Source organism: Aminomonas paucivorans DSM 12260 (assembly GCF_000165795.1).
GTDB classification, from domain to species: Bacteria; Synergistota; Synergistia; order Synergistales; family Synergistaceae; genus Aminomonas; species Aminomonas paucivorans.
Window position 1 is genome coordinate 1,353,163 of record NZ_CM001022.1, and the last position, 12,194, is coordinate 1,365,356.

The following is a 12,194-nucleotide window of genomic DNA, read 5'->3' on the forward strand; positions in this document are numbered from 1 at the left end:
GAAGCTCGTGAAGGAAGGCGAAGAAGCCAAAACATCGGTCTTGAGCGACTACGTGGTGGTCAAGGCCCTGGAGAACGGGGTGACGGTCATCGGCCTGACCCGAGGCCAGGAGACGAAGTTTGCCCACACGGAGAAGTTGGACGACGGGGAGGTATGGATCGCTCAGTTCACGGAACACACCTCCGCCATCAAGGTGCGCGGCGCCTCGGAGATCCACACGAAGCACGGCATGCTCTTCAGTGGGAGGGGTCGAAATGAGAAGGGTTAAGATCGTCTGCACCTTGGGTCCCGCTTGCAGCGACTACGATGTCCTTCGCACCATGGCGGAGGCGGGGATGAACGTGGCCCGCCTGAACTTCAGCCATGGGGATTACGAGACTCACGCCCTGAACCTCAAATTGGTACGGAGGGTAGAGGAGGAGATCCGACGTCCCCTGGCGGTCCTGCTGGACACCAAGGGGCCGGAGATCCGCACGGGGCTGCTCAAGGGCCATGCTCCCGTGAACCTCCTGCCCGGCAAGACCTTCGACCTGATCGTTCCCCAGATCGACGGGGACGAACGGGGGGTCTCCATCAGCTACCCCAACCTCCCGGGGGAAATCGCCGAGGGGCAGGACGTGTTCATCGACGACGGCAGCCTCCACCTTCGGGTGGAACGGGTCTACGAGGACCGCATCACCTGCAAGGTCCTGGTGGGGGGGGAGCTGGGGGAACGCAAGGGAGTCAACGTGCCCGAGGCCACCCTTTCCGTCCCCACCCTCACCTCCAAGGACATCGAGGACATCCGCTGGGGCGTGGAAAACGGCATGGACTTCATCGCCGTCTCCTTCGTCCGCACCCGGGACGACATCATGCAGGTCCGCCGGGTGTTGGAAGAACTGGGGGGCACCATGAAGATCATCGCCAAGATCGAGACCCGCCAGGCGGTGCAGCACCTGGACGAGATCGCCCAGGTGGTGGACGGCATGATGGTGGCCCGGGGCGACCTGGGGGTGGAGATGCCTACGGAGGACGTCCCCCTGGTGCAGAAGCGCATCATCGAGGTCTGCCGGAACCAGGGTAAGCCCGTCATCGTGGCCACCCAGATGCTGGATTCCATGATCCGCAACCCTCGCCCCACCCGGGCGGAGGCCAACGATGTGGCCAACGCGGTGCTGGACGGGGCGGACGCGGTGATGCTCTCCGGCGAGACTGCCAAGGGGAAGTATCCCGTCCAGGCGGTGGAGACCATGAACCGCATCGTCACCCGGGCGGAACAGGAGATGCGCCTCTGGCAGAGGACCTGCCAGTCCCCCGCCGTGGCCAACAACGTCTCCGACGCGGTGAGCCACGCCGCCATGAGCATTGCCGAGGACATGCGGGCGGCTTCCGTCATCTCCCTGACCCGAAGCGGCAGCACCGCCCGGATGGTCAGCAAGTACCGCCCCCTCTGCCCCATCGTGGCGGCCACCCCGTCGCGCAACACCTGGCGCGAGCTGGCCCTGCTCTGGGGGGTGTACCCGGTGATGCGGGAGGAGGCCAACAACGCGGAAGAGGCGGTGGAAGCCGCCATGGCGGCGGCCCTGGAGGAGGGCTTCGTCTCCGAAGGGGACTTGGTGGTCATTACCGCGGGGGTGCCCGTGGGCATCCCGGGGACCACCAACATGGTCCAGGTCTACACCATCGGCCAGATCCTGGTGAAGGGCCTGTCCCTCATCAAGAGAGAGGCCTCGGGTTTCGTGTGCCGAGCTCGAAACGCCCAGGAGGCCCTGACCAAGATGCGCCCCGGGGACGTGCTGGTGGTGGAGCAGACCGACCGGGAATACGTCCAGGCCATGAAGAAGGCCGTGGCCATCATCACCGAGGAGGGGGGACTTACCAGCCATGCGGCCATCGTGGCCCTGGAGCTGGGGGTTCCCTGCGTGGTCAGCGCAAGGGACTGCATGAAGCTCCTCCAGGACGGCATGCTGGTGACGGTGGACGGAACCCGGGGTGTGGTCTACCAGGGGCGGGTGAAGCTGCGCTGACCCTGGAGCCCCTTCGTGTTTCCTCCCATGCTCTGGCTCAAGACCCCCTGCGGCCCGACGAACCCTGGCCGCGCACTGTCTCCGGAGAGGGTCGGTGGGGAGCCGTCCTGATCCCCCTGTGGAGGGAAGGCGGAGGTTTCTTCACCCTCCTGACGGTGCGCTCCGCCTCCTTGCGCCGCCATCCGGGGCAGATCGCCTTTCCCGGGGGGGCTCGGGACCCGGAAGACCGGACCCCCGGACAGACCGCTTTCCGGGAAGCCCGGGAGGAAGTGGGGCTGCTCCCGACGGAATGGCGCCCCCTGGGGCTCTGGGGACAGGAACGGACCTTCACTTCCCGTTTCCGCGTGGTCCCCGTGTTGGCGGAGGCTGCGTCCCCCGGTGCCTGGGGGCGCTTTTCTCCCGATGGGGCGGAGGTGGTCACCCTGGTTCCGCTTGCGGTCCCTCCCCTGAAAGCAGGGTTTTCCTGGGAGACGGTTCCCGGTAGACAGATCTCCTACGTCGGGCCGACGCACCGCCTCCCCTGCGGGAAACGGGTTTGGGGACTTACGGGGAGGCTCCTGTGGCGGCTTTCCCGGCTTTGCTCGGGGGAAGGGGTTCCGGTGCCGTGGCTCTGATCGGCTCCCACGTGTCCATTGAGGGGGGACTGTGGAGGGCGTTTGAACGAGGGCAGGAGATGGGCTGCGAGGCCCTTCAGATCTTCACCAAGAACCAGCTTCAGTGGTTCGCCTCTCCCCTCCCCTTAAGGGAGTGCGAACGGTTTTACCGGGCCTGGCGAGAGAGCGGAATCTCCACGGTGGTGTCCCATGCCTCCTACCTCATCAACCTGGCGGGGGAAGAGGCGGTGCGCCGAAAGAGCGTGGACGCCCTCGTCCAGGAGCTGCAGCGTTGCGATGCCCTGGGGATCGATCGGGTGGTGCTTCATCCGGGCTTCCACAGGCAGCTCACCCGGCAGGAGGGGATGAAGCGGGTTCTGCATTCCCTGGAAGAGGTGCTGGAGCAGACGGAGGCCCTCCGGGTGCGTATCCTCCTGGAAACCATGTCCGGACAGGGCACTTCCCTGGGAGCGACCCTGGAGGAGTGCACGTCTCTCTGCGCTTCCGCCGGGGACCTGCGTCGAGTGGGGGTGTGCCTGGATCTGTGTCATCTCTTTGCGGCGGGGTACGAGCTTCGCACCCCCGAGGGGTACGAGCGTCTCGTGGGAACCGTGGAGAGGGAGCTGGGGCTGGATGCCGTGGGGTGCTGGCATCTGAACGATTCCAAGGACCCCAAGGGTTCCCGGAAGGATCGGCATGCCCACCCGGGAAGCGGTGCCCTGGGGACGCTTCCTTTTTCCCTGGTGGTCTCGGACCGTCGGTTTCCGGATGTCCCGGCAATCTTGGAAACTCCCGCGGATCGAGGGAAGGAGAACCTGGCGCTGCTGCGCAAATGGCGGGGCCGGGAATGAGGAATGGGGAAGGAGCCTGGTCATGGCGTTGCCCGAACTGATGGTCCACGGAGATCGGATCCTCCATAACGTCCGGGAGGTGGTCCGGCGTTGCGGCGCTGCGGGAGTGGATCTGTGGGGGGTGACGAAGGGCCTCTGCGGGAACCCCCAGGTGGGGCGTCTTTTCCTGGAGGGAGGCTGCACCGCCCTGGCGGACAGCCGGGTGCGCAACCTCCGGGGGTTGCGGGAGGCAGGCATCCGCGCCCCCCTGTATCTCATCCGCATCCCCATGGAGCAGGAATTGGAGGAGCTGGTGGAGGTGGCGGACGGAGCCCTGGTCTCCATGGGGGAGACCCTGGAGGCCCTGGAGGAACTCTGTCGCAGCCGGGGGCGGACCTTCCGCGCCGTGGTGATGGTGGATGTGGGAGACCTGCGGGAAGGGGTCCTCCCGGAGGAGCTGGAATCCCTGGGGCGGCGGTGCGCCGCCCTGCGCCACGTGGTCGTGGAGGGACTGGGCACCAACCTGGGGTGCTTCGGGGGCATCCTGGCCACCCCGGAGAACCTCACCGAACTGCTCCAGGGGGCAGAACGCTTCCGGGAAGCATCGGGGCTGGAGGCTCCCCTGGTTTCCGGAGGGGCAACCCTATCCTTGAAGCTGCTGGAGGAGGGGACCCTTCCCCGGGGAATCAACCACCTTCGCGTGGGAGAGGCTTTGCTGCTGGGGACCGACTCCACGGGGATGCGCACCATCCCCTACCTGAACCAGGAGACCATGGAGATCCGGGCCCAGGTGGTGGAGCTTCGCCGCAAGCCCTCCGTCCCCCGGGGAACCGTGGGGGTGGACGCCTTCGGGGCGGTCCCGTCCTTCGAGGATCGGGGCAACCGCAGAAGGGCCATCCTGGCGCTGGGCAAGCAGGACGTGCGACTGGAGGGGTTGACCCCCCTGGAGTCGGGCGTCGAAATTCTGGGCGGATCCAGCGATCATCTGGTCTGCGACGTGGAGGAGGTGCCCGCCTTGCAGCTGGGAGACGTGCTCTCCTTCCGTCCCAACTACGGAGCCATGTTGGCGGCCGCCACCTCTCCCTACCTGGACCTGCGGGTCCTCTGATCCGACAGGGACGCCTTCTCTTGCCCATCCCGGATCTCCGCTGGCAGGATTTTCTGGACATCTTCATCATCGCCTTCATCGTCTACCGCCTTCTCCTTTTGGTGGTGGACACGAGGGCCATGCAGCTTCTCAAGGGGCTGTTCGTCCTGGCTGCCGTGGCGGTGGTGGCCTATTTTCTGGAACTGAAGGCCCTCACGTGGCTTTTGAGCCGCTTGCTAGGAGCCCTGTTCATCGCCATCCCCATTCTCTTCCAGCCGGAACTGCGCCGGGTGCTGGAGGAGCTGGGGCGGGGGCACCTATGGAGGGTCCGGGAGATCCAGGAGCGGGCGGAGAGCCTGGCGGAGGAACTGTTGCGGGCGCTCCTCTACCTCCAGGGGCATCGCATCGGAGCGCTGGTGGTCCTCCAGAAGAACACGGGGCTCAAGGAGGTCTGGCGCTCCGCCGTGAGCCTCCGGGCAGCCCTCTCCCAGGAGCTTCTGGTGTCCCTCTTCTGGCCCGGGAACCCCCTCCATGACGGGGCGGTGATCCTAGATCGGGAGATGGTCATCGCTGCGTCCTGCTACCTGCCCCTCACGGAGAAGAGCGACCTTTCCCGATGGTACGGCACCCGCCATCGGGCTGCCCTGGGGGTCACGGAGATCTCCGATGCCCTGGCCCTGGTGGTCTCGGAGGAACGCGGGGAGGTCTCCCTGGCGGTGAACGGCCACCTTTCCCGGGGCCTGAACGAGGATCAGATCCGCCGCCTGCTCCTTCACTACTTCCGGGGAGGGGAAAAAGAATCCTCCCTGTGGGAACGTTTCCGGGAGGAACTCAAGGGAGACGTGGATTTGGAGAGGACCGATTCCCGTGAATAAGAAATGCCGCGGGGGCCGAAAGACCTTGGATCAATGGCTCTCCTCCCGCTGGTCCCTTCGGGTTCTGTCCCTGGGGGTGGCCCTGTTGGTCTGGTTCTTCGTGGCCTGGGACCATCAGGCCCAGGGACATCGGACCCTGCGTCTGCCCGTGGAGGTGGTGAACCTCCCGGAAGGGACGGTCTTCTCCGTGGAGGAAAAATGGGTGGAGGCCCGATTCCTGGGAGATGTGGAAAGCCTGGCGGACCTAGAAAGAGAACGCCCTCAGTGCACCCTGGACGCCAAGGGACTCTCCGTGGGGAGTCATCGACTTCCCGTCCGCGTTCCCATCCCCAAGGGGGTTCGCACCGTCTCCCTCTCTCCGAAGACCTTGAAGCTCACCTTGGAGCGACACCTGGAGCGCCGACTTGCCGTGCGGGTGGAACGGGGGGAGGACTTTCCCGAAGGGGCCCGCATCCACTCCTTCCGGGTGGTGCCCCAGGAGGTGGTCATCCGGGGGGCGGAACGGGATGTCCTGGCGGTGGACCTGGCCAGAGTGGTGGTCCATGCGGAGGACCTGAAAACGAAGAAGCGGGCCTTCGACGTGGACCTGGTCACCCGGGCGACAAAGGGGAAGCTGCTCCGTCCTGTGGAGGTGGAGCCGCGCTCGGTCCGCCTGACCCTGGTGGTCTCCGCGGATCGCCGCTCCCTTCGGTGCCCCCTCCGCATCCCCATCGTGGGGGCCCCGGAACGGGACTACCACGTGGAGGGGGTCTCCATCAGCCCCGACCAGGTGTTGGTGGAAGGACCTCCCGCCCTCATGGAGGGGATGAAGGAGCTGGTCCTGGACCCGTTGGACATCACGGGGCTCAAGGGAGACCTGGTGCTGGATCTGCCGATCAAACCGCCCTTCCCGGAAGTTGCTATAATCGGAGCGCAGCATGCCCAGGTGCGCGTCACCCTGGAGCGGAAGGTCAACCAGAGGACTTTGGCGAACATCCTCCTCCGGGTGGAGGGAGAAAGCCCCGTTCGTCAGTGGGTCCCCACTCCGGAACGGGTGAGCGTCACTCTCGAGGGTTCCCCTTCCGCCTTGGCGCACGTCGACGAGGAAAACCCGTTGGTGGAGGCCTATGTCGATGTGAGCAATGTGGTGACGCCCCGCATCGTCCTTCCAGTTCTCGTCCGGAATCGACGGGAAGACTTGAGAATCCTCCGGGTGGAGCCTCCCCGGGTGCAGCTTCAAGGGCAACTGCCCTGACCGAGCACAGGACGATACCGTATCGAGGTGAATTCGGTGGATGTGAAAAAGAGCCAAGCCGTGCGCTGTTTGTTCGGGACCGACGGGGTGAGGGACGTGGCGAACCGGGGCATGATGACCCCCGAGATGGCCCTACGGCTGGGCCGGGCGTTCATCCTCTTCCTGGCCGAACGGGGCATCCCTCGCCCCCGGATCCTCCTGGGCAGGGACACGAGGCGTTCCGGCCCCATGCTGGAAGCGGCCCTGACCAGCGGCATGGTGTCCGCGGGCGCTCAGGTGCGGACCCTGGGGATCATCCCCACTCCCGGGGTGAGCTATCTCCTCCAGGAAGGGGAAGCGGACGGGGGAGCGGTGATCAGCGCCTCTCACAATCCCGCGGAGTACAACGGCATCAAATTCTTCGACGGGGCGGGTTTCAAGCTTCGGGACGAGGACGAAGCGGCCATTGAGGACTATCTGGGAGACCCTCTGCTCGACGACTGGCGTCCCACCGGAGCTTCCATCGGCGAGACGGAACCCCTTTTGGGGGGGATGGATCGTTACGTGCTCTGGCTTCGGGAGTGCGACCCCGTAGGGCTTCGGGACGGCTGGACCGGAGTGTTCGACTGTGCCCACGGAGCCGCCTGCGTCCCCGCCAAGGCTCTGGTTGCGGGGAGTCCCTCCTCCCTTCGCTGGATCGGAGATGCCCCCAACGGTCTGAACATCAACGAGGGGGTGGGGGTCATGCACCTTTCCGCCCTTTCCGAAGAGGTCTTGCGCGCCCGTGTCCCCTTTGGGGTGGCCTTTGACGGCGATGCGGACCGAACCCTCCTGTGCGATTCCCGGGGTCGGGTCCTGGACGGGGACGTGATCCTCTGGGTCCTGGCTCGGTGGCTCCACGGACAGGGGATTCTGGGCAGCGGCCTGGTAGCCACGGTGATGAGCAACCTGGCCCTGGAGGAAAAGCTCCAAAGAGAGGGGATCCGGGTTTTCCGATGTCCCGTGGGGGACCGCTACGTCCTGGAGACCATGCACCGGGAGGGCTCCCTTCTGGGGGGAGAGCAGTCCGGGCACGTGATCCTTCGCGACTGGGTCCGCACGGGGGACGGCCTCTGCACTGCCCTCCTCTTCCTGCGGGCCTGCAGGGAACTGGAGGAGGACGTGGATACCCTCTGGGACCGTTTTGCCCGGTATCCGCAAAAACTGTGCAACGTCAAGGTCCGGGATCGCAAGGCCGTCATGGAGAGCCCCCTGCTTCGGGAGACCCTCGGGGACGCGGAGGCGGAGCTGAAGGATCGAGGGCGCCTCCTCCTTCGCCCCTCCGGCACGGAGCCCCTCATCCGGGTTCTGGTGGAGGCAAGGGACGTGGACCTCATGGGACGGGTCACGGACCGGATCGTCCAGGTCCTAGAGTCCATCAAGGGCTAGGTTCCTTACGGGGAAATCAGCAGACCGGAAAGGAGAGTTCCTTTTGAGCCATCTCCAGCATTGCCTGTTTCCCGTGGCGGGGTTGGGAACCCGCTTTCTCCCCGCCACCAAGGAGACGCCCAAGGAAATGCTCCCCCTCATTGACCGTCCCCTCATCCATTACGGAGTGGAGGAAGCGGTTGCCTCGGGCTGCCGGGACATCGTCTTCGTCACCGGGCGGGGCAAACGTTCCATCGAGGACTACTTCGACCGCTCCCACGACCTGGAATCTCTGCTTCTGGAGAGAGGCAAGGGCGACCTGGCGGAGCTGGTTCGCTCCATCAGCGAGCTGGCTCGTTTCTCCTACGTCCGCCAGACGGAACCCCTGGGCCTGGGGCATGCGGTGCTCTGCGGGCAGGCCTGCTGCAGCAGCGACTACTTCGGGGTGATCCTGCCCGACGACGTGATGGTGGCCCGTCCTCCCGTGTTGGCCCAGCTGGACGCGGTGCGTCGATCCTGCGGAGGATCCGTGCTGGCCCTGGAGCAGGTTCCCTGGGAGGAGACCTGCCGCTACGGGGTGGTGGACGCGGAGGATCTGGGGGGCGGCGTGTTCCGCATCCGGGGGCTGGTGGAAAAACCCCGGCAGGAGGATGCCCCCAGCCGCCTTGCCATCATGGGGCGCTACGTCCTCTCCCGAAAAGTCTTTGCCCATCTGGAGAACCTGGGTCCCGGTTCCGGAGGGGAATTCCAGCTTACCGACGCCCTCCAGTCGCTGCTCCAGGAGGAACCTCTTTTCGGGCTGGTCTACCAAGGGCAGCGTCTGGATTGCGGCACCAAGGAAGGTTGGCTCCGTGCCACCGTGAGCCTGGCCCTCAAGGACCCGGCCCTGCGGAGGCTCATCCTGGACGTGCTCCGACAGGAGGAGGTGGTGCTGGGGATCTGACGGGGATTTTGTCTTGCGCCCGTGGAAGCGCCTGATCCGGTTCGCCGGATGACGAGGACGGGGAGGATCGAGTTTCGGCGGATGCCCCGGGGCGTGGAAGCGCGCCCTCAACCGCCGCTCCAAATCCCGGGAGCGATCCCGGGGACAAAGGCGGCGGAGCTTCGTTTCCCTGGTTGGTCGAAAAGGAGGATGCCTCCATGTGCGGCATCGTTGGTTACGTGGGTCCGCGGAACGCCGCGGACGTGTTGTTGGATGGCCTTCGGCGGCTGGAGTACCGGGGCTACGATTCTGCCGGGCTTGCCGTCCGGGGCGCCGAGGGTGTCCAGGTGGTCAAGGAACTGGGCAAGGTGGCGGATCTGGCGCGGGTCGTGCAGGAGAGGCAGATGAGCGGGAACCTGGGGGTGGGTCATACCCGATGGGCGACCCACGGAGGGGTGACGGAGGTCAACGCCCATCCTCACTGCGATGGCTGCGGCCGGTTCGCCCTGGTGCACAACGGCATCGTGGAAAACTACCTGGATCTCCGGGAGGATTTGGAGAACCGGGGAGTGGCCTTTGTCTCCCAGACGGATTCGGAAGTGGTGGTCCAGCTCTTGGCTCAGATCCACCAGGGGGACATGCTCACCACCCTGGTGGACCTGCAGAAGCGGCTGCGGGGGTCCTTTGCCCTGGTGATCCTCTGCCACGACGACCCCGACGGGTTCTACTGCGTCCGCCGAGGCTCGCCCCTCGTCCTGGGGGTGAACGACCAGGAAGGGCTGTGTGCTTCCGATGTCCCCGCCCTCCTGCCCTACACCCGGGAGGTCCTCTACCTGGAGGAGGGGGAGATCGCGGAAATCCGGCGGGGTTCCGCCCGCATCTGGGACCAGGAGGGGCATCCCGTGGACCGCAAGCCCGTGCAGGTGGACTGGGATGTGGCCATGGCCGAGAAGGACGGTTTCCCCCACTACATGGCCAAGGAAATCCACGAGCAGGGGGCGGTGTTGCGTTCCACCCTGAAGGGACGGCTTACCGAACAGGGGGTGGACCTTTCGGAGGAACTGGACTGGTCCGGTGAGTTTGTCCGTTCCCTGAAACAGGTCCATCTGGTGGCCTGCGGCACCTCCTACTACGCCGCCCTGGTGGCGGAACGGGTGTTGGAACAGTGGACGGACCTGGACGTGAGGGTGGACATCGCCTCGGAGTACCGCTACCGACAGGTCCGGGTGACCCCCCAGACCCTGGCGGTCTTCGTCTCCCAGTCCGGGGAGACCGCCGATACACTGGCGGCGCAGAGGAAGGTCCGCTCCCTGGGAGCCCGATGCCTGGCGGTGACCAACGTCCGAGGGGCCACTCTGGCCCGGGAAGTGCATGACCGCCTCCTCCTCAAGGCGGGACCGGAGATCGGCGTGGCCGCCACCAAGACCTTCATGGGACAGATGGCTACCCTCTATCTCCTGGCTCTTAAGCTGGGGTGGGATCGCGGTACCCTGAACCCCGCGGAGGCGGAGCGGCTTGCCGCCGCCCTGATCCAGCTTCCCTACCAGGTGGAACGCACCCTGGAGCGGGAGGAGCAGGTCCGAAGGGTGGCCGAAAAGTATAGCAAGTACGACAACTTCCTCTACCTGGGGCGGGGGATCTCCTTCCCCGTGGCCCTGGAGGGAGCGCTGAAGCTCAAGGAGATCTCCTACGTCCATGCGGAGGCCTACGCGGCGGGGGAGATGAAGCACGGCCCCATCGCCCTGCTGGAGCCGGACGTCCCCGTCATGACGGTGATGCCTCGGGACAGCCTCTACGAAAAGAGCCTCTCCAACCTCCAGGAGGCGAAGGCCCGTCGCTCTCCCCTGGTGGCGGTAGCCACCGACGGGGACGACCTGGTGACCCGGCACGTGGACGATGTGCTGCGCATCCCCTGGAGCGACGAGGTGTTTTCCCCCTTCCTTTCGGTGATTCCCCTCCAGCAGTTCGCCTACCACGTGGCCCGGTTCCGGGGTCGGGAGATCGACCAACCCCGCAACCTTGCCAAGAGCGTCACGGTGGAGTGAGGGAGAGCGGGCAGGACAAGGCAAAGAGAAGGGGGCGGGACCTCGGGTCCCGCCCCCTTCTCTTTCGTCCTTTCCTTCCTCCTACGCCTCGTCAGGGGGTCGGGGTGGGTGCCAGGGGTTCGTCGATCACGGGGAAATAGATCCGAAGGTGGGTGAGTTTCGCCAAGGCCTGGTCCTGTCTTCCCGAAACCTCTGGCAGCTTCTCCCAGGGGCCCCCGTCGATCCGGCAGAGCACCAGAGGGCGCCTGCCGTAGGTGGACCAGAGGTCCCACAGGGCCTCCCCCTCCCCGGGACCGGGCACCAGCCCCCCGGAAAAGAGCGGCGGAGTCCCCACCAAGGGGCTGCTTCCGTCCGGGGCCGCCACCACGAGCCACTGGGTCATGGTCCAGGCCCCTTGCATCTCCGAGGATTTCCCGTGATCCATGGGAAGGATCTGGAACCCCCCCACCACCCCGTGGGGGGAGGTGCTGATGTCGATGACCCCCGGGTGGTTGGCCCGAAGGCGCCCCCGGTCCTGGAAAAGGGTTCCCTCGAAGCGCCCCACTCCTCGGACGGGTCGCAGGACCCGCCCGATCAGCTTCGCCCCCCGGGAGCGGCTCCAGGCGTAGACGCGCCCCCCCGGGCGGTTTTCCAGGTCCACCAGGTAGGGGACCTCCTCCCGGCGGACGTGCATCCAGAGGGTATCCCCCATGCGCGGGATCAGGGAGCCCGAGAGGGGGCCCTCTTCCCCGTCAGCTCGGCGCACCCGGACGGGGTTCCCTACCGGGGGAGCCCAGGCGCCGAAAACCCCCGTGCCCGCTTCCGCGTCCAGGACCACACTGGCCCCGGGGCCCGCAGCGGGGGCCACGGTCTTCTGGGGGATCAGGCTCAGGGTGCGCCCCTTGCCCTGCTCCACGTCCACCAGGAGATGGAGGGCGTTCACCGCCGAGGCCGCCACCGATCCGGGGACCCCCCAGCGCGTGGCGGTGAAGGAGGGCCATCGGGTCTTTTCAGGCAGGGCCACCACGCGGCCCAGCTCTCGCGTGGAACCGTCGGGAAGGTGGACTTGGACCACCCCGTCCAGGTTCAGGGGGATTTCCAGGGCAAAAAGGTCTTGGGAGGTGCAGCCTGAGGCCCAGGAGGCGGCGGGCAGAGGGAACAGCCACGCCGCGATGAGGAAGGGAAGGAGCCCGAGAGCCGGCCGAGGGAAGGGGTAACGCCGCAGGGAAAAGGACAC

The 12,194-nt window shown here is 66.2% G+C and carries 11 protein-coding genes; 10 read left to right on the plus strand and 1 reads right to left on the minus strand.

All coding sequences use genetic code 11. The features are described from left to right. Positions 1-40 precede the first annotated feature (40 nt). The 10 genes from mtrB (at position 41) to glmS (ending at position 10,978) form a co-directional block, all read left to right on the plus strand. Positions 41-268 (plus strand): trp RNA-binding attenuation protein MtrB, encoded by a 228-nt coding sequence (mtrB, locus tag APAU_RS06320; RefSeq protein WP_232207692.1) that lies wholly within the window; start codon positions 41-43, stop codon positions 266-268. Beyond that, entirely contained in the window at positions 255-2,006 is a 1,752-nt protein-coding gene (gene pyk / locus APAU_RS06325; RefSeq protein ID WP_006300897.1) for a pyruvate kinase, read from the plus strand. Before mtrB ends, pyk begins: the two co-directional genes overlap by 14 nt. Before the next feature lie 110 nt (positions 2,007-2,116). After that, on the plus strand, positions 2,117-2,620 hold the full coding sequence (locus APAU_RS13015) for an NUDIX hydrolase (protein WP_269490276.1): 504 nt from the start codon (positions 2,117-2,119) through the stop codon (positions 2,618-2,620). Then, positions 2,611-3,450 (plus strand): deoxyribonuclease IV, encoded by an 840-nt coding sequence (locus tag APAU_RS06335; RefSeq protein ID WP_006300898.1) that lies wholly within the window; start codon positions 2,611-2,613, stop codon positions 3,448-3,450. Before APAU_RS13015 ends, APAU_RS06335 begins: the two co-directional genes overlap by 10 nt. A gap of 22 nt (positions 3,451-3,472) precedes the next feature. Then, on the plus strand, positions 3,473-4,537 hold the full coding sequence (locus APAU_RS06340; RefSeq protein WP_006300899.1) for an alanine racemase: 1,065 nt from the start codon (positions 3,473-3,475) through the stop codon (positions 4,535-4,537). 20 nt (positions 4,538-4,557) lie between these two features. After that, positions 4,558-5,391: a diadenylate cyclase CdaA gene (gene cdaA, locus APAU_RS06345; protein WP_006300900.1), complete on the plus strand. Its 834-nt coding sequence runs from the start codon at positions 4,558-4,560 to the stop codon at positions 5,389-5,391. Further along, positions 5,384-6,625 (plus strand): CdaR family protein, encoded by a 1,242-nt coding sequence (locus APAU_RS06350; RefSeq protein ID WP_006300901.1) that lies wholly within the window; start codon positions 5,384-5,386, stop codon positions 6,623-6,625. Before cdaA ends, APAU_RS06350 begins: the two co-directional genes overlap by 8 nt. 60 nt (positions 6,626-6,685) lie before the next feature. After that, the gene (gene glmM / locus APAU_RS06355; protein WP_269490076.1) at positions 6,686-8,032 is read left to right on the plus strand and encodes a phosphoglucosamine mutase; all 1,347 of its coding nucleotides are present in this window, start codon (positions 6,686-6,688) and stop codon (positions 8,030-8,032) included. A 43-nt stretch (positions 8,033-8,075) separates the two neighbouring features. Beyond that, positions 8,076-8,954 (plus strand): UTP--glucose-1-phosphate uridylyltransferase, encoded by an 879-nt coding sequence (locus tag APAU_RS06360; protein WP_006300903.1) that lies wholly within the window; start codon positions 8,076-8,078, stop codon positions 8,952-8,954. 197 nt (positions 8,955-9,151) lie between these two features. Then, the gene (gene glmS, locus APAU_RS06365; RefSeq protein WP_006300904.1) at positions 9,152-10,978 is read left to right on the plus strand and encodes a glutamine--fructose-6-phosphate transaminase (isomerizing); all 1,827 of its coding nucleotides are present in this window, start codon (positions 9,152-9,154) and stop codon (positions 10,976-10,978) included. A 91-nt stretch (positions 10,979-11,069) separates the two neighbouring features. Here glmS and APAU_RS06370 read toward each other — a convergent pair whose 3' ends face one another. Next, positions 11,070-12,194, minus strand: a complete 1,125-nt coding sequence (locus tag APAU_RS06370) for a hypothetical protein (protein ID WP_006300905.1) — start codon at positions 12,192-12,194, stop codon at positions 11,070-11,072.